This window comes from Chroococcidiopsis sp. CCNUC1 (assembly GCF_023546805.1).
Taxonomy (GTDB): domain Bacteria; phylum Cyanobacteriota; class Cyanobacteriia; order Cyanobacteriales; family Chroococcidiopsidaceae; genus Chroococcidiopsis; species Chroococcidiopsis thermalis.
On record NZ_CP097481.1, the window covers coordinates 224,244 to 246,282 of the forward strand.

The 22,039-nt window shown below is 45.0% G+C and carries 16 protein-coding genes and 2 pseudogenes; 4 read left to right on the top strand and 14 right to left on the bottom strand.

What is annotated here, in order from left to right:
• Positions 1 to 40: 40 nt before the first annotated feature.
• Positions 41 to 2,994, bottom strand: a pseudogene (locus tag M5J74_RS30540) (Tn3 family transposase).
• Between the two features lie 138 nt (positions 2,995 to 3,132).
• On the opposite strand from M5J74_RS30540, the gene M5J74_RS30545 reads away from it, so the two are divergent.
• A complete protein-coding gene (locus M5J74_RS30545; protein WP_015155286.1) occupies positions 3,133 to 3,759 on the top strand; it encodes a recombinase family protein in 627 nt (208 codons plus the stop codon).
• A 72-nt stretch (positions 3,760 to 3,831) separates the two neighbouring features.
• On the opposite strand, the pseudogene M5J74_RS30550 reads toward M5J74_RS30545, so the two are convergent.
• The 10 genes and pseudogenes from M5J74_RS30550 to M5J74_RS30595 all read right to left on the bottom strand — a co-directional run.
• A pseudogene (locus M5J74_RS30550) lies at positions 3,832 to 5,991 on the bottom strand (efflux RND transporter permease subunit); the annotation flags it as partial.
• Between the two features lie 160 nt (positions 5,992 to 6,151).
• Positions 6,152 to 6,688 carry a flavodoxin FldA gene (gene fldA, locus M5J74_RS30555; RefSeq protein ID WP_250017302.1) on the bottom strand — a complete coding sequence of 179 codons (537 nt, stop codon included), beginning with the start codon at positions 6,686 to 6,688 and terminating at the stop codon, positions 6,152 to 6,154.
• A gap of 448 nt (positions 6,689 to 7,136) precedes the next feature.
• Positions 7,137 to 7,517 carry a VOC family protein gene (locus M5J74_RS30560; protein ID WP_250017303.1) on the bottom strand — a complete coding sequence of 127 codons (381 nt, stop codon included), beginning with the start codon at positions 7,515 to 7,517 and terminating at the stop codon, positions 7,137 to 7,139.
• Positions 7,518 to 7,798: 281 nt separating this feature from the next.
• A complete protein-coding gene (locus M5J74_RS30565) occupies positions 7,799 to 8,212 on the bottom strand; it encodes a heavy metal-responsive transcriptional regulator (protein WP_250017304.1) in 414 nt (137 codons plus the stop codon).
• A 110-nt stretch (positions 8,213 to 8,322) separates the two neighbouring features.
• A complete protein-coding gene (locus M5J74_RS30570) occupies positions 8,323 to 8,916 on the bottom strand; it encodes a cupredoxin domain-containing protein (protein WP_250017305.1) in 594 nt (197 codons plus the stop codon).
• 122 nt (positions 8,917 to 9,038) lie between these two features.
• Complete coding sequence (locus M5J74_RS30575) at positions 9,039 to 11,294, bottom strand: heavy metal translocating P-type ATPase (RefSeq protein ID WP_250017306.1); 2,256 nt, start codon at positions 11,292 to 11,294, stop codon at positions 9,039 to 9,041.
• Between the two features lie 29 nt (positions 11,295 to 11,323).
• Positions 11,324 to 11,518, bottom strand: a complete 195-nt coding sequence (locus M5J74_RS30580; protein ID WP_250017307.1) for a heavy-metal-associated domain-containing protein — start codon at positions 11,516 to 11,518, stop codon at positions 11,324 to 11,326.
• Between the two features lie 172 nt (positions 11,519 to 11,690).
• Complete coding sequence (locus M5J74_RS30585) at positions 11,691 to 12,341, bottom strand: DUF305 domain-containing protein (protein WP_250017308.1); 651 nt, start codon at positions 12,339 to 12,341, stop codon at positions 11,691 to 11,693.
• 276 nt (positions 12,342 to 12,617) lie between these two features.
• Positions 12,618 to 12,950 carry a four-helix bundle copper-binding protein gene (locus M5J74_RS30590; RefSeq protein ID WP_250017309.1) on the bottom strand — a complete coding sequence of 111 codons (333 nt, stop codon included), beginning with the start codon at positions 12,948 to 12,950 and terminating at the stop codon, positions 12,618 to 12,620.
• A 155-nt stretch (positions 12,951 to 13,105) separates the two neighbouring features.
• On the bottom strand, positions 13,106 to 13,462 hold the full coding sequence (locus M5J74_RS30595; protein ID WP_250017311.1) for a four-helix bundle copper-binding protein: 357 nt from the start codon (positions 13,460 to 13,462) through the stop codon (positions 13,106 to 13,108).
• 295 nt (positions 13,463 to 13,757) lie between these two features.
• On the opposite strand from M5J74_RS30595, the gene M5J74_RS30600 reads away from it, so the two are divergent.
• Positions 13,758 to 14,618 (top strand): DUF5602 domain-containing protein, encoded by an 861-nt coding sequence (locus tag M5J74_RS30600; RefSeq protein WP_250017312.1) that lies wholly within the window; start codon positions 13,758 to 13,760, stop codon positions 14,616 to 14,618.
• 150 nt (positions 14,619 to 14,768) lie between these two features.
• Here M5J74_RS30600 and fldA (M5J74_RS30605) read toward each other — a convergent pair whose 3' ends face one another.
• Positions 14,769 to 15,281 carry a flavodoxin FldA gene (fldA, locus tag M5J74_RS30605; RefSeq protein ID WP_250017313.1) on the bottom strand — a complete coding sequence of 171 codons (513 nt, stop codon included), beginning with the start codon at positions 15,279 to 15,281 and terminating at the stop codon, positions 14,769 to 14,771.
• 450 nt (positions 15,282 to 15,731) lie between these two features.
• On the opposite strand from fldA (M5J74_RS30605), the gene gorA reads away from it, so the two are divergent.
• Complete coding sequence (gene gorA / locus M5J74_RS30610) at positions 15,732 to 17,075, top strand: glutathione-disulfide reductase (RefSeq protein ID WP_250017314.1); 1,344 nt, start codon at positions 15,732 to 15,734, stop codon at positions 17,073 to 17,075.
• Positions 17,076 to 17,437: 362 nt separating this feature from the next.
• On the opposite strand, the gene M5J74_RS30615 is transcribed toward gorA, so the two are convergent.
• Positions 17,438 to 19,531 (bottom strand): heavy metal translocating P-type ATPase, encoded by a 2,094-nt coding sequence (locus M5J74_RS30615; protein WP_250017315.1) that lies wholly within the window; start codon positions 19,529 to 19,531, stop codon positions 17,438 to 17,440.
• A gap of 188 nt (positions 19,532 to 19,719) precedes the next feature.
• The gene (locus M5J74_RS30620) at positions 19,720 to 20,382 is read right to left on the bottom strand and encodes a DUF305 domain-containing protein (protein ID WP_250017316.1); all 663 of its coding nucleotides are present in this window, start codon (positions 20,380 to 20,382) and stop codon (positions 19,720 to 19,722) included.
• A 713-nt stretch (positions 20,383 to 21,095) separates the two neighbouring features.
• Here M5J74_RS30620 and M5J74_RS30625 point away from each other — a divergent pair.
• The gene (locus M5J74_RS30625) at positions 21,096 to 21,812 is read left to right on the top strand and encodes a DUF305 domain-containing protein (RefSeq protein WP_250017317.1); all 717 of its coding nucleotides are present in this window, start codon (positions 21,096 to 21,098) and stop codon (positions 21,810 to 21,812) included.
• Positions 21,813 to 22,039 lie beyond the last annotated feature (227 nt).

A 22,039-nucleotide genomic window follows, 5' to 3' on the forward strand; every position in this document is an offset into this window, starting at 1 on the left:
CGGCTGAAAAACTTACCCAGATTAGGTTTCAGAAAAAAACTCAAGGAAGCACAGCATCAATTTGTAATCGCTCGTTCATATCCAGTCGAAAAGTGCCGTAAGGGTTAACATGTACCCAAATCAACGGTGATAACGCCCGGAAATCTTCTTTTCTCATCTGCTTCATCCAATTAGCTTCTGCCAAAACCCTTTGAATCATCAGGGTATTGATGTAAACAAGGCTGATTTGCAGCAGGTGCAAGCACAAAACCGATAATTCTTGTTCATCCAGGCGGTTGCTAGCAATTTCACTGTTTTTGCCATAAAAAATAAAACCATTAGCACTATTCCAGTTTTCCACCACATTCAGCCCTTCATTAATCTCACGCCGTAATGCTTCAGAGTTGAGGTAGTGACAGAGAAAGATGGTTTTAACCGCTCTCCCTAGCTCAGAAAGTGCTTTTTGTGTCGGATGTTGAGGAGAAGAACGGCTAAAACGTTTCAAAATCGTGTCTGCTTCCGCCGTTCCCAAACGTAAAGCAGTAGTGTATTTAATCATCTGGTCATACTGAGTTGCGATCAGTTCCCAATCAATTGCTTTAGTAAGTACAAGTTGCAAGTTAGGAAAATCTTGTTTTTGCCCAGCACTTGGTAGATATAACTTTTGGGAGCCGATGCGCTTGATCCGAGGCATCAACTCAAAGCCCAGTAAACGGCAGAAGCCAAAGGCAATTTCATTTTGACCGTGAGTGTCTACATAGTTTTTCTTTACCTTCATATCAGTGCAATGACGTAAGAGGCCTTCAATCATTGCTGCCACCTCACTGGAGGAACAAGTCTTAAGTTGAGAGTAGATGCAGGCAGATTTTTTCTCAACGTGCCAATAGATCATCACCCCCGACCTCCGTAGCGGATGTGCCATTCTGTCATCAAATTTTGATCCCACGAGCCAAACTTTTTGGAATCACTAGCACACGCTGTTGTACCTTCTCCCCAAATTGCTACCTTACGAACATTAAAAGCAGCATTTACAACTTCTGCAATAGCATTACGCAAGTGTTCTCGGTGAATGTAGTGCTTTTTGACATAACGCAGGTCGTACTCTAAGTCACTATTAATTCCCCCACACATACGCTTGAGTCCGGTATTGCTACCCAATCCATACAAACATAACAATAGTCGTCGTTGCAGGGTTTCTCGGTCTAGGTTAGAGCGCACACCCGTATTCTTGAAATGATTAGTAAAACCAATCCGCAAGTCAGCTTCTTTCAACATATCCAGCAAACTGGTAAGGGGCCAGCGTCTTTCTATCTCACGCTTAAGTTGCAAGATATTGAGTGGTTCTGGCTGTGCTTCTAGAGGAGCAACGCTAATCCAGCCATTTTTCTTCTTTTGAATCTTGACTTTAGTATTGCTTGGCATTGCTCTATCCAGCATTGTTAAAGCCTGGGTCATTTCCTGTTGGAGTTGGCTGATAAAAGTGAGCGCGTCTAATGGTTGTCCTAAAGCCTTGTAGTAGGTTTCTCGATGTACTTCAAAGTCTTGGGGCAAGTCTTCTTCTGGGTTACAGTAGCGTTTAGCCCCAACTACCCAAATTTCCTTCGAGCGCAGCTTATCTCGTAGTGCCTGTAGCACGCATATTTCATAATTGACTCGATTTACCCGTTCCTGCCCATCCTTGTCCTCTTCTAAAATCAGGTGGCGTTGCTCCTTGGAGAGAACACCATTGATGAACAATTCCTCACCGATTGCATAGTATCGCTGATTGCTGTCTTGGTATCTTCTAAGCAATGACAAAGCAGAAATTACTGGGCGGTGCATATCGTTGTTAGAGCGAAACTCCAGTGTGGATAGCAGTTGAGGAACCATGCGCCGATAGTGATGCAGATATGATGAACGCATCACTGTGTAAACTTTTTCCTCATATGTAGGACTGTTAGATTTATATTCTTTGACTACTGCTTGTAGTGTTTTCGGGCCAACTACTGGGTAAACAACATCCTTAACAGGTTCTTCAGGACGTTCGAGTGAAGCTTGAGCAATTTCAAATAACAAGCGTGGCTTACCATCCACCCGTTTAAATTCCTCAATGAGTTGTTGATCCACCCGCCGTTCGGCATTAACATAAATGCGGTGGATAATTTGAATGAGCAACTCCACCAAACTGTCGGTAATCTCCTGGTTGCGTTGCCAACAGAAAGCGGCAACCAATGTGTAGCGAATTTTCGCCGGATGACGACGCAGTTCGCGGGGTGTCTCTGCACTTGCCCGCCGACGGTAGTGAGTAATAATTTTGGGGGGAACATGAGCAAACAGTTTGGTTGGTAGTCCCAAATCCCGGATACATTCAAGTTTGGAGACTTCTTTGAAGATACTCTTGAGACTGGTACGACCGGGGTCTGTTTTGAGGAAATTGAAGACCGACTGTTTAAATTGGCTCTGGTCATCATCTAGAGCATCTTGAGTATTGAGAAGGGCATCCATTTTGGTCAGCGTTCCTGATTCAATTTGCTTGAAGATGCCAGCACAGAATTCTTTTTCTGTAGTGACGCTCGCAGACCGAATCAGCCGTTCCACTGCTTCGGGTATTGGTGGTTCTAACTTTAACTCCCGTAAACGTTGATACACTGCTGCTTCTAATGAGGAGACTTGACGGTCGTATGCTAAAACAAATTCACACAACCAAACAATCAGTTCTTTTTTGTCTTGTGGGTTAAATTCTCGAAAACCAAAGAACTCCCGGATTTCAGCACGATGACGTTCAATAGTGCGTCCATTAAACGAGTATTCAGCATATTGTTTTGGCGAAACGGAGAGAAGTCTCGCAATGTAAGAAACAATCTGTTTGGGAACTTCCTGTTTGGTGCGGGGGAATTTTGCTTCCATCTGGAAGAATTTCAGTAGCACAGCAAAGCCTAGGCGATTTTCCTCACTTTTGTTTAACAGCAGTGCCATTTCGGATGGCAGGAGGGTAAAATTTTCTACCAGTTCTTCTGCATCCCATTGACGTTTCAATTCTTACCGCTCCTCACTCTAGCCATATGAAACAAAAGTTTATCTAATTATCGTATCAGCTAAAGTGTAAGTTATTTGGTACACTAAATTTGAACGGCGCAGTACAGGTTTGAGACCGAAAAAATTCAGAGGGTTTAATTGGTACAAAGAGTTGCCATTTATTGTCGGGTTTCTACAACTGACCAGTCCTGTACGCGGCAAGAACGGGACTTATTAGAGTATGCTGCTGTTTGTGGCTTTGAGGTGGTTGGTGTTTGGAAGGAAACAGCCTCTGGAATTAAACACAACCGCTGTGAGCGACAAAAGATTATGGCGTTAGCGCAAAGTCATAGCATTGATGCGATTTTGGTGACAGAGATGACCCGGTGGGGACGTAGCACCATTGACCTGATTGAGACGTTGCAGTCACTCCATAGTTGGCATATTTCCTTAATTGCTCAAACCGGATTGCAATTCGATCTGAATACACCACAAGGCAGGTTAATCGCCCATCTTATGGCATCTTTGGCTGAATTTGAACGAGATTTGCTGCGAGAAAGGGTGCGTTCGGGGGTAGCGGCGGCTAAAGCGCGAGGTCAAAAGTTTGGCAGGCAACCAGGACAACGTGTGAAAGCAGATAAGTTGGCACCCAAAGTTTTGCAGATGGTTAATGACGGGTATTCTTACCGCAAAATTGCCGACAAACTCAACCTCAGCAAGACAACTGTCAATGATATTGTCAAACGCCACAGACAGTCACCAAAGAAATCATCCTCGGAGAAATAAATCTGAAATCCTTATCCACTAATCGTTTCAGCCAAAGCATGGCGGCAAATTCTCTCTTCGCTACTTTTACCCCGTATAGGTACTGAATACCCTTTGTAATTCTGGTGTCTGGTTAGCACGCTCTAACAACTTACCCATCGTTTGTACGAGGGTATCGATCTCGTTGTTATTACTCCGATCTTGCAACTGAAAGACAAAACCGCCTATACTACCTAAACCTTGAATCGCCGGAGGATTTACGGGAAGTACGGTTGCTTCCAGAATTGAAGCAAGGGGTTTTTGGACTTGAGCGATCGCCGCTTGAGCCGACTGGTAAGATTGTTGGCGATCGCCCCAAGGCTTAAGCGGTGTTAAAATCAAACCTTGGTTAGCAGTGTTACCTGTAAAGCCAAAACCACCCAAAGCAAACGTTCCGGCAACTTCAGGATTTTGCAGCAGTATAGTTTCAGCTTGCTCGATAACTTGACTGGTGTAATTGAGCGAAGTGCCATCCGGTCCCTGAATCAAGTTGATAAAATAGCCTTGGTCTTCATCGGGAAGAAAGGCTTGCGGCGTGCGCAGGTAAAGCCAAGCCGTGAGAAATAATGAAGCAACGAACGCCGCAACTAAGACTATTTTGATGCGTATGAGGAAGTGGAGCATCTGCTGATATCTTCGGCGCACCCATTCTAGAAACCGATTCAACCGAGTAAAAATCCAGCCCAAGCTCCTTGGATATCTCGGCTGTTGGCTCAATAGCAAGGCAGAAAGCGCTGGCGTGAGCGTGATGGCATTGAAGGTAGAAACGCCTGTCGCAAAGGCAATGGTCAGGGCAAACTGTTGGTAGAGTTGTCCGGTAGAACCTGGAAAGAAAGCCACTGGAACGAAGACTGCCATGAGTACGAGCGAAGTTGCAATCACGGCTCCAAATAGTTCGTGCATTGCCTCTGATGCAGCTCGCAGTGGACTTAGCCCTTTTTCTTTCATCAACCGCGCAATATCTTCGACAATGACAATGGCATCATCGACGACCATGCCAGTGCCCAGAATAATGCCAAACAATGTTAGGCTGTTGAGGGAGAAATTGAAAACTTTCACAAAGGCAAAAGTGCCGATTAAGGAAACCGGAATCGCGATCGCGGCAATCAGGCTAGCACGCCAGTCTTGTAAGAACACGAAAATCACCAGCACGACCAGGGCGATCGATTCCCACAACGTATTCACTACCTCTTGACGCGACTCTTCGACAAACTTAGTGCCATCGTAAGGAATTTCATAGACAATCCCTGGGGGAAAATTCTTTGCCAGTCGCGCCAATTCAGCTTTAACTCCATTGGCAACACTCAAAGCATTACTGTCAGGTAGCTGAAAGATTTGATAGCCCACTGCCTTACGCTTGCTGTAGCTAGCTGTAGAGCTATAATCTTCGGCTCCTAATTCTGCTCGCCCCACATCTTTGAGCTTGACCAGCGTACCATCTGCACCCGTTTTCAACACCAAATTCTCAAACTCGGTTGCTTTTTTCAACCGACCTTGAGCCTGTACGTCAATTTGATATAGCTGCTCGTTAGGAACAGGCGGTTGCCCAATACGTCCGACTCCCAACTGGATATTCTGCTCGTCGAGCGCATCTACCACGTCTTGGGTAGTCAAGCCGCGACTTGCCATCTGAGTCGGGTTCAGCCACAGTCGCATGGCATAGCGGCGTTCGCCGAACCGAGCAACGTTACTCACGCCCTCGACTCTTTCTAGAGTATCTAGGACGTAGAGATCCATGTAGTTGCTGATGAAGTTCTCGTCGTATTTGTCTGACTCTTGGCTGTAAACGGCGATGCCCAAAATGGCTGCACTCGATTGTTTGCTGACGGAGACTCCCGTTTGTTGTACCACGTCTGGTAGTCGCGGTTCGGCGACAGAGACGCGATTGAGAACGTTCACCAATGCGGTATCGGGATTGTATCCTAGTCTAAATGTCACGGTGATGTTGCTACTACCGTCGTTGCTGCTGGTTGAAACCATGTACCTCATGCCCTCAACGCCATTAATTTCCCGTTCCAATACATTTGTTACTGTTTCTTCTACGACTGTGGCACTTGCGCCCACGTAGTTTGCCCTGACGACGATTTGTGTGGGGCTGATGTTGGGAAACAGTGCTACGGGTAATGTAGTCAGGCTAATCAGTCCGACTAGCAAGATGACGATGGCGCAGACAATAGCGAAGACGGGTCGCTTGATGAAGAGATCGACGAACATGGTTTACATCTCGATGAATGAGGGCGATCGCGGCTTGTGAAGTAGGGGAGGATTGGCTTTGCGAGGAAGAATTGGTGCGCCATCTTTCGCCAACACACCTGAAAATACGAGGACTTTTCCTGGCTGAGGTTAGTCAACCTGGCGCATCGTTCAATGCTTCTTAGTTTGGCGAGCTACCTGCGATCGCCTCACCAATCTCTTGCTTCAGTTGACTCACCCAAGTTTTGATGCGCTCATCTGTTAAGTCTGATTGATTATCTTCATCTAATGCCAGACCGACAAACTTGCCATCGCGCAAGGCTTTAGAATCAGTAAATTCGTAACCATCTGTAGACCAATAGCCAACTGTTTCGCCACCTTGTTCTGTAATTTTTTCTTCTAACATACCCATAGCATCTTGGAAAGTGTCGGGATAGCCTACTTGGTCGCCTTCACCAAAATAAGCTACTTTCTTACTCGTGAAGTCGATGTTGTCAAGCTCATCGTAAAAATTTTCCCAATCGCTTTGCAGCTCGCCAACATTCCAGGTAGGGCAACCGATGATGATATAGTTATAGCCTTCAAAATCACTTGCTTCAGCCTTGGAAATGTCATTTAAGTCAACAACACTATCTCCGCCAAACTCTTTCTGAATTATTTCTGCCGCAGTTTGCGTGTTGCTGGTTTGAGTTCCAAAAAATAAACCAATCTTAGTCATTTCTTTTCCTCATTAGAACTAAAACTAATTTAAATTCTCTAGCTAACTGGAGAGTCAAGGGGGTAAACCAAAATAGAGCTAACTGATGGTGAAGATTTGAAGCATGAAATAGATAGTGCTTAATTGAAAGAAGCACTAAATGTAAAAACTACATTTACAAAGATGTTAGTGGTAAACTTAGAAGCGGCTAATAACCGAGCCTCAGACTGTGTTTATTGCTTTTTCAGCACAGTTTTTAAGGTTGACGTAGTAAACTGGCAGAGCGGTCGCCAGTGAAATAAAGAAGAGCGAGAATATGTCTAAAACCTTTGAAATACTAAGTTTTGGAGTATTTTATAACTCAAATCGTACTAAGCTTTAGTGGCGAACTAGAGAAACAAGAAAATTTGATAGGGGTTTTCGTAGTGACAGAACAAATTTTGTCGCTAAGCCCATACACTTGTCACGTTCAGTTTGAGAATTCGTAGAAGGTGATACAGATACCTGCCGAGTCTAGGATTGCAAACTCTCTTGTTCCCCAAGGCTTCATCTCAAGCTTGCCATTCGGATGAATCATCTCGCTGCCCTTTGCCTGAAGCTCCTCATAAAGTTGCTCAACGTGTTCGACGTGGATGCGAAACGTAGTCCATTCTGCCAGGTGCCGATCGTCGTTCTTTTGAAGGAATATCTCTGCCGAGTCACGTTTGACAATAGCCATTGTCACGGGATCGCCTTCTTTATGGATTGTTATGAAGCCAAGCTGGTCTTCATAGAAAGCTATCGCCTTTTCCATATCATTACCCGCCGGAATAATCGGGCTAATGTTTCCTAGTCGAGGTGACTTGCTCATAATTTCACGATCGATGGCGTTTTTACAGTAAAACAATAAACTTCATTAAGAGAAAAGCGATCGGCTGAGACTTCTAATAATACTCCTTATCAGTAGCTAACAACCCGAAATACGTATGATAATACGCTTAGTAGCATTAATTTGGAAGATGTAAGGACTTCCGATCGCAAGAGGCAATCGCATCCTCCATTTGCTTTTCAGTCTTAACGTCGTTTTTTGTTCCTTTACTAAGCAAATCTCTGATAGCAGTGCCAGCAGACTCGTGGCGAGCAGAAGCTTGTTTACGCACCTTCAATAATAGGGCAAATTGTCTGTTCGGGATTTTCTGGTATTGTCTCCCAACCAGAGAGTAACCCTTTTAACTCTAGTTTGAGAATCTGTAGCTGCTGAATTTGTTGCTCGATTTGGGAAATCTTATCTGACAATTTTATTTGGACATGTTCGCAAGGTAACTCGCCGCGATCGTGAATTTCTAAAAAATCTTTAATTTCTGCTAGACTTAACCCCAGTCTCTGCGCTCGTTTAATAAAGTTTAACCGAGCTAAAACATCAGAACTGAATATTCTAAATCCACCTTCCGTTCTCCCCGTTGTTTTGAGTAGACCTAACTCTTCATAGTAGCGAATTGTTTTAATTGGTACGCCACTTTTCTTAGCAACTGAACCAATTAATTTTGTCTGTTCTTGAACTAACATATTCAACTCATAGTCTCGTAAACTCAGTCACCTCTATCCTAAACTCTCTAGTTGACTGGAGAGGCAAGAGGATAGGCGACATTGATTGATGAACAATGATGTAGATCGGCTCAGTGAAGGGCAGATGCTTTCCCGTTGTTGGCAACACTGGATGGCTGTACTGCGATCGTAGAATCGGCTGCTTGAACTTCGATCGCGCCTCGAAACATATTCATGCCGCAGGTAAACTCGTATTTACCAGGTTTGTCGGGCGTGAACTCAATCGGCGTAACTTTGTTCAAAGGTAGTTCCTGGGCAATATGAAAGTCAGGAAAACGGACTTCTTCAAGGCAGCTGCTAGGGTCTTTACGGTAGAAGTTGAGCCGCACTGGTTGACCTGCACTCACTACAACTCGGCTGGGTTCGTAACCGCCATCTACTGTAACTGTAATTTCTTGAATTCCTGCTTGAGTAGTTGCCTGACGAGATTTAGGCTTGCCCAGCAAGAACCACCATAGCTCTAGCCCAATTAATCCTAAGCCACCAACCGTAACCGCACCTTTTAACCATAGAGGTTGTTTGATACGCTCAAACTGACTGGTGCGTTCTGATTCGGAGCGTTGCATTCCTTCGTGCGGCATTTGTGCCACTGCTGAACCCGAAGCAATTCCTAAAGCCAATCCCAAACTCGCGATCGCACTTGTAATCGCACTCTTATTCACCATTGGAAAACCTCCTGTGTTATTGCTCCTGAAATTGCTCCCAATAGAAATCCAAATCCTGCTAATATAACGAAAAACGTCACTTTCTTGAGCATTGTTACTTCTCCTGGCATATCGGTCGCTTTTCAACTCGTTTTTGGGTGGAAGTTACGCAAACGCAGTGCATTTGTTACTACAGAGACAGAACTAAATGCCATTGCCGCACCTGCAATAATCGGACTGAGCAACCAGCCGAAGATGGGAAAGAGAATCCCTGCGGCAATTGGGATGCCAGCTACGTTGTAGATGAAAGCAAAGAACAGATTTTGTCTGATGTTACGAATCGTGGCACGCGAGAGCTGAATCGCCGTCACAATGCCTTGTAAGTCGCCAGAAATTAGCGTCAGGTCGCTAGCGGCGATCGCCACATCCGTCCCCGTACCAATTGCAATTCCGACATCCGCTTGCGCCAAGGCTGGTGCATCGTTAATCCCATCCCCCACCATCGCCACAACCTTACCTTCTGCTTGAAGATTCTGCACTTGAGTAGCTTTTTGGTCGGGACGAACTTCAGCAAAGACTCGCTTAATCCCCACTTCACGGGCAATAACTTCAGCTGTGCGGCGGTTGTCGCCTGTCAGCATCACCACTTCTAATCCCATTCGTTGCAGCGTGCGGATTGCCCCAGTCGAAGATGGTTTGACCGCATCGGAAATTCCCATAATTGCTTGGACAGTGCCATCGATCGCAATCCAAACGACCGTTTTCCCCAAATACTCCAATCGATCCCACTGTTGTTGCAATTGGCTGGTATTGATGCCCAATTCATTCATCCAACGGTACGTACCAATTTGGATTAGTCGGTCAGATACATATCCTTGCACGCCGCTACCTGCAATTGCTTCAAACTCTCGTGTTTCGGTCGGTTCCACACCCTGCGAACGAGCATATTGCACGATGGCTTCAGCTAAGGGATGCTCGGAATTGCGCTCGACCGATGCCGCTAGGCGCAACAGTTTTAACTCGTTTCTATTTGCCGTACCGTTAACCGTCACGAAGTCAGTGACAGTTGGTTTACCTTGCGTAATCGTACCTGTCTTGTCGAGAACGATTGCTTGCAGTTTGTGCGCTAGCTCCAAACTTTCTGCACCTTTAATTAGAATGCCGTTTTCTGCACCTTTCCCCGTCCCCACCATAATCGAAGTTGGTGTAGCCAAACCCAAAGCACAAGGACAAGCAATAATCAGCACGCCAACAGTGGTAATCAACGCCATCGTCACGTTGCCCATGACGTTGAACCAGATGATAAAGGTGAGAATGGCGATCGCAATGACCGCAGGCACGAACCACCCCGTCACTCGGTCTGCCAATCGCTGAATTGGTGCTTTGGAACCTTGGGCTTGCTGTACCAGCTTGACAATTTGCGCCAAAAATGTATCCTTACCAACTCTTGTTGCTTTAAACTTAAAGCTTCCAGTTTTGTTGATCGTCGCGCCAATCACCTCATCACCAGACTGCTTTTTCACAGGCAAGCTTTCACCTGTCACCATCGACTCATCAATCGTAGAAGCACCGTCTACGATCTCTCCATCAACGGGAATCTTTTCCCCAGGACGTACCAAGACGATATCGCCTAAAACCACTTCGGCAATGGGAACGTCAATTTCTTTTCCATTGCGAATTACCCGCGCCGTTTTTGCCTGCAACCCCATCAGCTTGCGAATTGCTTCTGAGGTTTGTCCCTTAGCACGGTTCTCTAGGAGTCGTCCCAGCAAGATTAAAGTAATGATGACCGCAGCAGCTTCGTAATAAACATCCGGTTGGAGTCCTTGCGCGATAAACCACCCAGGAAAGAAGGTAGGGAACAGGGAATATAAGTAAGCTGCACCCGTACCGATCGCCACCAACGTGTCCATCGTGGCTGTATGGCGCTTGAGGGCTTTCCAGGCGCTAATGAAGAAGGAGCTACCCGCCCAGAACAACACCGGAGCCGTTAGCACAAGTTGTAGCCAGGGATTGTGCAACCACATCGGGATGAAGGGGATGGGTAACCCTGTCATAGCGGGCAGTGACCCAATTACCAAAATGGCACTGACAATGCCGCTAATCCAAACTTTTCGTGTTAATTTTTGGTTCTCGGCTAGTCGTTCCCGCCGTTCCGCATCATCTTCTGGAGCAAGTACGTCGTCTTGCATGGCTATAGCAGAATAGCCAGCCGCATCAACTGCATCCTGAATTGCTGCTACGCCAGTTTTATTAGGATCATAGGTGACTGTCGCTTGCTCTGCACCAAAGTTGACGCTGCACTCACTCACCCCAGGAACAGAGCGGATGGCATCTTCAATATTATTCGCACAGGAGGCACAACTCATGCCTCTTAGTTTCAGGCTAGCGTTTTCCATTTTTGACTCCTTGGCAGATGCAACTGTAACTATGCAACTGAGTAGCCCGCAGCGGTAATGGCTTCCTTTACGGCTGCTTGGGATACCTGGGTTTCGATATTAACCTGCTTGGTTTTCGGATCTGTCTGAACTATAGCTGTAGGATCGATTGCTTTGATTGCCTTGGTAATCGTTTGTCCACAAGCTGAACAAGCCATGTTGGAAACTTTTAATTGGAGTGTCATGGTTCAAATCCCCTTTGGTTTAACTAACTCCATCTTGCAATCTCCAGTTGGCTGGAGAGTCAAGAGGGTGGAGAAAGAATTTTTGTGAGGACAAAAAGTAGGAGCTTGATTAGCTCAAAACCAAGCTCCTATTCAAAACCAGTAATAACGTAGTAACCGAGCGCTTATTAGGCTAACTACGGTTGTTCATTGCTTGGAGCAACTGCTGCATTTGGGCAATTTCAGCACTTTGACTCTCAATAATGTTTTGAGCTAAGTTACGAATTTCACGGTGTTGGGCGCTGTTAACAACCAAGCCAGCCATCATTGTTGCCGTTCGGTGATGGCGAGTCATTTGACGGAGAAATTCTCGATCGAAATCCTGGGCATTTTCCAGCGCTTCCATCATTTCCCTATCCATCATCTCCATCTGCATCATGGCTTGCATCATTGACTCGTCCATCCCACTATCCATTCCCATGTTCATTTCAGTAGTAGGTACTTCAGTGCCATACCACTGTTTATACCAAGTTTGCATCTGCTCAATTTCACGGGTTTGCTCTTCGATAATGGACTGAGCCAGCTTTTTAACTTCTGGGCTTTTGGCTCGGCTGAGAGCCATTTGAGCCATTTCATTAGCGCTTTGATGGTGAGGAATCATCATTTCGATAAAAGGCTTATCTACTTCAGTCCTCATGTCCATCCTACGCTCTGCCGAACGAGGGATCTGCGCCTGAATCTGCTCTTGGGCTTTAGCTATGTCGATGAGAGAAAAAGCTGTAATAGAGGTGCTTGTCAGTAAAGCAATAAGACTGTAGATAGCAAACTTTTTGTTTTTGTTCATTTTTGAATGATATTCAAATCGCAGATAAGTTTGGTACTTTTGCTACTTTTTAGTGTGAATAGGTTTAAGTCAAAGCTATTTTGTGCAGTTGACTAAAGAGTCAAGCGGTGAGGTAGATCTGTTCGCAACAGATTGTGGCAAAAGTTAAAGACATGCGGTTTCAAAATCTGTAGCGATCGCAGTTATTGCACGCGATAGTACTGTCCCTAAAATATCTTGCCGTTTGAAGCAATTTGGGCAGTACTAATCGTGCTCTACCTCTCTGCCTTTGGATAATTAAGCTATGCCTGCAACGCTAGCAACCTTGCGGTATTCCTCAACAGCACGCCGACAAGCTTGAGCGCATTTTTGACAATGGGGGCTGTCTTTGTGCTTCTCGCATTCAGTGGCACATGCTTCGCAGATTTCGATACACGAGCGAACGATTTGAGGAATAAAGCGCGAGCCACGACTAATGTAAGCAGCAGAAGCCCAGCAAATATCTGCACAATCGCGGCAGACGCGAGCGCATTCTGGCATACTACCGAGACACGCATCTTCGCAGTGTTCGCATTCATAGGCGCAGTGAACGGCAGCATCTATAATTGATTGGTAATCTTGATGCGGCATGAGAACTCTCCTAGCACTTAAGTATTAACTTCACGATCGAGCTTAGAGTCTCTAGTTAGCTGGAGAATCAAGACGATCGAGTACTACTAGAGACAGATTTTGGCGATCGTGGTAATGCGTCTGTCCATCCAAGGAGCAGACGGCAAAGACAGTTTTTACGCAGCCATAGCTGTAGCCATTTGACGGCAGGACTCGGCGCAACGGCGGCAGGACTGAGCGCAACGCTTGCAGTGGTCGTGGTCGTGCTTTTCGCACTCAGCCGCACAGCGATCGCAAGCCTCGGCACAAACGCTGCATAACTGACCGTGGAGGTCGGAGTTACGGGACATAAAACGAGCGCAGATATCGCAAGTATCAGCACAATCGCGGCACAGCTTGATACATTGAGCCATCATTTGTACCATGTCGCTATCTAAGCAGGCAGTGGCACAGTTTTCACACTCGCGCAGGCAATCAAGACAAGCTTGAATGCAAGTTTCAAGTTGGGATTGGTGAGATTGAGCAGTTGTCATAAGTTTCCTCCGAAAGCTTTAAAAACAAAATGAAGCAGTCATTATGCTTCTGTAGCTTCACTTTAGAAAGTGGCAAACGCGCTCGCGTCTCTCTAATGGTATGGAGTGAATTTCTTACTGTAGAGATACAGCAATTTCATCCAAATTTCATCTCCATGTGATATCTGTTTTAGCTAATACACGATCGCGAATATTTCACGCTAATTTCATTTCCCTGTGAGAACCTGTAGATATAAGAATAATGAGTAATGGGTGTTAGTAAGACGAAGACCATTAACTTAATTACCACTTTTGTATGACTAATACACGTTTTAAAAGCATTACTAATAAAAAAGCTATTACTCTACTGGTAGCTACTACTATAGTCGTTATATTCCTACCAAAATTAACCGATCGCATTGCCAATTTCTTTTCTGCTCTTACCTTAAGAACCACCAATATCGTCACTGCACCCAAGCTAAAGCAAGCCGTTCAAATCTACAGCAAGCCAGAACAGCTAGGTAACGGAGTTATTCGCTCCTTTATCACGCTTGATGCTAAGAAAAATCCCTCCACAATTGGCGTTACTTTTACTAAGGAAGCACTGTCGAATCTACCAGCAACACCCCGCGAATACGAGCTTTCGCTACCGCCAGAAGCTTCTGCTTCAGCATTTCGCTATGTTGTCATCACTTGGAATCTGCAAGGGCATCAACCGCTTGATGTATATAATCCTCCTCACTTTGACTTTCACTTCTACTCGCTGGGTGCTGAGGAACGAAAGAAAATTACGGCAAATGGGGACGATTTGATTAAGGTATACAAGGCACCCTTAAAGAAATCACTCCCAACAGATTACATTCCAGAGCCTACCAATCCTGCTCCTGGAGAAGGAAGGCATTGGGTTGACAGCAAATCGTCAGAATTTCGGGGTTTACCCTTCACTAAGACGTTCATCTACGGAACATACAACGGAGAAATAGTCTTTGGAGAACCGATGCTGACCAAATCTTGGTTAGAAACACAACCAAATTTTACCGAAGCTATCAAACTTCCAGAAGCATATTCTAAGAGTGCCTACTATCCCACTTCATATAGCGTTAAATACGATCGAACACAACAAGTTTATACCGTGTCTCTCGATCGATTGATGTTTCGTTCTTCAAAATCTTTCTAAGACAAGAGTTAAGCGATCGTCCACATAAGACGAGCGCAGCTCTTTTTGATAGGAAAGTATAAGCTTCAAGACAAGCAAAAAAGCTGAAGTTTATATCTTCAATGTTGAAATACTTTTTACTTGAGTTAGCAATGAAGCTGATATTACTTTCTAAAATCCAAATTCTTGCTTCAGTTGACTCACCCAAGTTTTGATGCGCTCATCTGTTAAGTCTGATTGATTATCTTCATCTAATGCCAGACCGACAAACTTGCCATCGCGCAAGGCTTTAGAATCAGTAAATTCGTAACCATCTGTAGACCAATAGCCAACTGTTTCGCCACCTTGTTCTGTAATTTTTTCTTCTAACATACCCATAGCATCTTGGAAAGTGTCGGGATAGCCTACTTGGTCGCCTTCACCAAAATAAGCTACTTTCTTACTCGTGAAGTCGATGTTGTCAAGCTCATCGTAAAAATTTTCCCAATCGCTTTGCAGCTCGCCAACATTCCAGGTAGGGCAACCGATGATGATATAGTTATAGCCTTCAAAATCACTTGCTTCAGCCCTTGAAACATCATTCAAGTCTACAACGCTGTCACCGCCCAATTCTTTCTGAATTGTTTCCGCCGCAGTTTGCGTATTGCTGGTTTGAGTTCCGTAAAATAAACCGATCTTTGCCATGATTCTTCCTCCTTTCTAGTTAGTATTAGAAATATTTGCATCATCATCCGCAAGTGCAATTGTAAATCTCTCTTTATTGTTTACGTACTTGACAGATAAATACTTCCTCCATAAGAGAGAGCGGATTCTTAAGTAAGTCAAGAGGTAAAAGATAGGCGAAACACTTCTATTGCGTCAAACCTTTAGGCAGAATTAGCTTACGCTATTACAATGAAATTCCAAGTATTTATTCTCTACTTTAGAGGATTATAAATATGGGTTTCATCGCTCTCTTACACGTTTGTAATTTCTAGCTTTCGACAGATAAAGATTTCATGCTAATTTCATATCGATATGCATAGCTATTTTAAAGTCTGGCTTATTAAGAATTTCATACTCATTTCATTTCTTAGTGAGAAAATTAAGTATAAGAGAACTTATCGCTGGTAGAAACTTGCCAGTAAGATTGTTATGGGTTTTGATTACGACCTATTTATAATTGGCGCGGGTCCTGGAGGCATTGCGGCTGCTAGACGCGCTGCTGAATACGGTGCTCGCGTAGCAATTTCAGAACGCGATCAAGTAGGCGGCACTTGTGTCGTTCATGGCTGTATTCCAGAGAAACTGATGGTTTATGCTGCTAGTTTCTCCCATGTTTTTGAAGACGCTGACGAATATGGGTGGGGCAAAGTTCATCGCCGCGTTAGTTGGGATCGATTTATGGCGGCTAAAGACCGAGCGATCGAGCATTTGAGTCAGTTGCATATTCAGCATCTTCAAGAAGCAGGAGTTGAACTGATTTACGGAAATACCAAGTTTTTAGATGCTAGTACTTTGGATATTGAAGGACGCAAAGTTACTGCTGACAAAATTTTGATTGCCGTAGGTGGGGAAGCTATTAAGCCGGACGTACCAGGAATCGAATACGCGATAACATCGCGGCAGATGTTTGAACTCAAACGGCAACCAGAGCATATTGCAATAATTGGCAGCGACCAAATCGCCATGAAGTTTGCCGGAAGTATGAATGGTTTGATTTCAAAAGTCATTTTGGTCGTGCCTGAAGATTGCGGTTTACCAGGTCGAGATGAAGATCTTCGTACTGCCGTTCAAGAAAGCATGACAAAGAACGGTATTCAAATTTTTTGCAATACAAAAGTCAAAAAAATTGAAAGAGTACGAGATAGTTTACGTTTGAGTTTGTCAGGAGATAACCAAGACACTATAACTGTAGATACCGTTCTTTGTGTTATAGGTCGCGTCCCTAATTTAAGCGGTCTCGATCTGGAGAAGGCAGGCGTTGCAGTCAATCGAGGAGCGATCGCTGTAGACGAGTACAGCTATACCAACAAAGCAAATATCTATGCAGTTGGAGATTGTACGAACCGCCCCCACTGGACTCCAGTTGCTATTGCTTCTGGTCGCGCTTTTGCCGATACTGTCTTTGGCAAACAACCCCGAACCGTGAGTTTTGAGTGCATTCCCTCAGCAGTTTCTTCTCAACCCGAAGCTGCTACTGTAGGTTTGACTGAAGCGGAGGCACGGGAAAAATTTGGGGAAGCTGTATGCTGCTATTCTCAAAGATTTCAACCCCTTTTTGACAGTATTGCCGAACCAGAACAGAAAACTCTAATCAAATTAGTGGTCGATCGCAACACAGATCGAGTGTTGGGCGCTCATATGGTAGGTGAGTATGCTGCCGAGATTATTCAATGTCTTGGACTTGCTATTCGCACGGGTGCGACCAAGAAAGACTTCGATGCAACAATTGGCATTCATCCCTCGGCTGCGGAAGAGTTTTTCACCCTGCGCTGAACTCAAATTTAATCGGATACTGGTTGGGGAATCGCGTTTCACTCAGGAAGCATAAAACACGATCGAAATTCCAACGCTTGAAACCTGGGCACTCCTCTTCTTATTTGAGGTGGATCGATGAACAACCTTTCATCTAACGCAGGAAAAGAACTTAGGCATGGAGCTGGCTATCAAAAACAGTTGGCATTGTACTGGTGCTTCTGGCACTGCTCGATATTTACTTCACTGCTTCAAATCTCGGTAGTGGTAACAGCTTGACGCTCGAATGCGTCCAAACGCTCGGCTGAATTCCGCGATCGTCCCATGACCTTTGTAAATCTACGTCTAGAAGGTAGACTCTACGATGCTATCCTGGCAATAACTCATTCTCTGAGTCTAAGCCGACGTAATAACATGGCATTAATCGAAACAACAACCGTCGAAACGCTCATGAAGATAGCACCCACTGCTGGAGATAACAAAATTCCGAAGGAGTAAGCGACTCCCGCAGCTAAAGGAATGCCAATGACGTTGTAACCCGTTGCCCAAAACAGATTTTGCAGCATTTTATTGTAGGTCGCTTTTGCCAACTTCAATGCATAGGTGGCATCGAGAGGACTACTATTGATTAATACCAAATCTGCGGATTCGATCGCGACATTGGTTCCAGCCCCGATCGCCAGTCCTAAATCTGCCTCGGTTAGAGCAGGTGCATCATTAATCCCATCACCCACAAACGCAGTTGGTTTTTCGGCTTTGAGTCTGCGGATAATTGAGGCTTTATCTTGCGGTAGCACGCGGGCATAGTAGCGATCGATGTTTAAATTCTCCGCAACGGTCTTGGCAACTGCTTCTGCATCGCCCGTAATCATCACCACTTGCACATCCATTTCCTGCAATCTCGCGACAGCTTCTCTTGCAGATTCCCGCACTCGATCGGCTAATCCAAACACAGCTAGCACTTGCCTCTCGTCCATGAGGACAATCGCGCTTTCTCCCCGCGACTCACTTTGCTCTAATCCTGCTTGTAAGGCTGCTGGGAATGCCAGCTTCAATTCGCGCACCCATTCAGGTCTACCGACTCGATAATGTTGGTTGTTTACTGTGCCTTCTACACCGCTACCAGGAATTGCTTGAAAATCTTCGCCTTTCGTAAATTGAATTTGGCGACGATCTGCTTCCTGCACGATCGCTTGAGCCAGAGGATGTTCGGAGAGCGATTCTAGCGTTGCCGCAATTCCTAACGCTTTGAGTTCATCAATTTTATCTGTATAAATTCGTTGAACCCCAAATTGTCCTTCCGTTAACGTTCCAGTTTTATCGAACGCAATTGTTTGAATGTTTCTTGCTCGCTCAAACGCTTCTCGACTGCGAACCAAAATTCCATGTTTCGCCGACATTGCTGTTGCATTAACAATCACCAGTGGAATCGCTAAGCCTAATGCGTGCGGACAAGCAATCACTAATACCGTTACAGCACGATTAATCGCAAAAGTAGTATCAGGACCAAATGCCAGCCAAACAATAAAGGTCAGCGTTGCAACTGCGATCGCAATTAGCGTCAACCAATACGCTAGTTGATCTGCTAATGCTTGATAGCGGCTTTTAGAGCTTTGCGCTTCCTCAACCAGGCGCATGATTTGACTGAGAGTAGTTTGTTCGCCTGTTCGAGTGACTTTCACGGTCAACGCGCCATCTCCATTTACGGCTCCGGCAACCACTTCATTGTTGACTTGCTTGGTGACTGGGCGGGATTCGCCTGTGAGAAAAGCTTCATTCACACTCGAAGCACCTTCTGTGACTTCGCCATCGATCGGAATTTGTTCGCCAGGACGAACTAGAATTAAGTCATCGTGTTGTAGCGTATCGACCTGAACATCCTCAACTCGTCCATTGACCAAACGATGTGCCACGGTAGGCACGAGTTCTGCTAAATTCTCTAAGGCTCGACTTGCTCCCTGAACCGATGCCATCTCGATCCAGTGCCCTAGCAGCATGATGTCAACGAGTGTCACCAATTCCCAATAAAATGGTTCGCCTCTCAGTCCAAATGAAACAGCAAGACTGTAAATAAAGGCAACAGTGATGGCGAGCGCAATCAGCGTCATCATGCCAATCTTGCTGTGAAATTCACGCCATGCCCCTCGCAGAAAAACCCAACCGCCATAAAAGTAGATGACTGTGCTGAGAATCGGGGCAACCCACTCTGAACCAGGAAACGCGATCGCGCGATACCCAAACCACATTTGAAACATGGGCGCGTAGTACAACACGGGCAAACTTAGCACTAGGCAGATGAAGAATCGTCGCTGAAAGATTTCTGGACGATGACCTGCGTGCTTATCATGGTGGGAATGTTGCTGTCTAGCTTCATGCAAATCCTGACGGACATCAGCAAGCTGCCTCTGATGTTCATCATGTCCAACGTATTCTTGCTGGGGTTGTTGATGTCCGTGTTGCTCGTGATTGTGTCGCATAAGTTTCTCTATAAAAGTGCAGAAAAATGTAGATAGTTCAAGACTCTTAAAATAATGTATAAGAATCATCCATCTCAAGTTGTACGGGAAAAGCCAGATATTCGGCACTAAAAAACGATTTGCTTGCCTGAAATGAAAAATAGTGATGGACAGATGTTGAATGCTGTTCACTACATTATCTCTAGTCTCTAACGAGATGCACCAGGAGCAAGTAGCGATGGCTCAGGTTCCATAGATGATGACCCCGCTGGAGTAGCACCGTTGTATTGGATACCGTAAACCTCTCGAAGCATCCTTCGCAGCTGCGTAATTTCATCTGCTTGTTGAATGACGACATTCGAGGCAAGTTCTATAAATTCATTATGATAGGCGCGATCGATAATTTCTCCAGCGAACTCGATCGCACCCCAGTGGTGTGAGGTTAATGTCTTCATAAACTCAATCTCGAACTCGCTACCATTTAGCGACTCCAACTGTTTCACGACATTTCTGCCAAAATTGTTTGCAGTGGGTTGATAGTTAATTCCATACCAATTATTCAACCACGATCGCATTGTTTGGATTTCTTGTTGTTGGGCTTCAATCACCTGCTCGCAAAGCGATCTTAATTCATTGCGCGAAGCTTTCTGCACGCATACTTGCGCCATCTGAACTGCAAAGTTATGACCGTCAATCAGATCTCTGAGCAGGCGAATTTCTACTATTGTGAGTCTATTTCTTGGCGCGGGTGCGTCTGCCTTAGCTGGTATCTTGGTAGCAACGAGCGTACCAAAAGTAAGTGTCATCGCTACCAGCAGATGAGTGGTAAATTTAGCAGCCCAGTTTTGTTGTGTGTTACTATTAAAAAACATAACAGTGTTGATTCAAGTAAGTAATTGGAATTACACAGACATTAGGCGCTCCGCTCGAAATCGAACGCAGTCAAGGACGCAACAATTGAAAGCAATTCTTCATAGAATTAGCAATGTTAAAGCAAAATCTATGAGGATAGCTTGTTGGAACGGTAAATAAGTACCGTCTGTAAAGTTTTCAGGCAAGACACCTAAAGCAATCTATTCACCTTAAAGCAGGTACAGAATACCCACTTTAACTGTAACTTTTGGGTTATTTGTAGTTTGTTAGACCCGTAGCTCCAGAGGCAAGTTCAGCATAGAACGTGAAGAATGCTAATTCATCGTTCTGAGGTGAGAGTCAGAATTTCTTCCTATTGAAAGACAAGCATTTCATCTCAATTTCATCGCCGTATGCGGTCTTTGCTACGAAGAATAAAAAGGTAGCCTTTTATACTTGAGTCAAATCATTCGTTCTTCTGACTAACGCGGGCTTTGACCTTGCTTTGTCGAAATAGAGGTGCGATCGCGGGCGAATGAAAAATTTCATCCAAATTTCATCCTGCTTTGCAATACTTAATGCTTGGGGCAATGCGATCGCCCTGTCGAGCGAAACCTTGTCTTGCGTTAGCAGTCAGTTACGCTGGCAAACATAACCGTTGACTCTCCAGCTAACTGGAGACTTTACACTGAGAAAGGAAATTCTCAAGCAATAGATGGATACAAAGTCGTTTATGCAACCTAATTCTGGAAAAAATAAGTTTTTGGCGTTAAGTCTGGCTGCGATCGCCACAATAACAAGTGGTTTACTGGCTGCTAGTTTTGCTATTTCAGCAAAGGATAGTACAACTTCAAACAATTCCAACGCTCATGCCAAGCAGAACATGCAGCATGGCGGTGGCATGATGCAACATAGTGGCGGTATGATGAATCACAACATGGGAATGGATTTAGGTCCAGCCGATGCTAACTACGATCTGCGGTTCATTGATGCCATGAGATTGCACCACCGAGGAGCGATCGCGATGGCGAAAGAAGCACAGCTCAAATCAAAGCGTCCTGAGATTAAGAAATTGGCAAGCGACATTATCGTCGCCCAAAACCGTGAAGAAAATGAGCTACTGGGGAAGTGGCGACAGCAATGGTATCCCCAAGCTAGTAAAGAGCCTGTTGCCTATGGCGGTAAGGACAAACCTGTAGTGCCAATGACAAAACAACAGCAGCAAAGTATGTCAATGATGATGGACTTGGGAACTGCTGACGCTCAGTTTGACTTGCGCTTTATGAATGCCATGATTGCTCACCACGAAGGGGCGGTGATGATGGCTCAAGATGCTTTGCAGAAGTCGAAGCGACCCGAAATCAAACAACTGGCTAATGAAATTGTCACTTCACAACAAAAAGAAATCACTCAAATGAAGCAATGGCGCAAAGCTTGGTATAACCAGTAAACCAGTCATGCAGTGTAGAGCTGAAAACGCATACACTACACTGCTTAAAGCTATGACAACAAAGATTCCTAGCCAAGGGATGCGATTTGAGCGCAAGTATGGCGATCGCGCTGAAGGTGAAACAGACTATCATCATTTGGCTAATTGTGGATAGCTATTTCATCTTGATTTCATCTGCATAGGAGAAACTAGATACTTAGTAGTGCAGTTGTAGTGCTGTGCTAGCT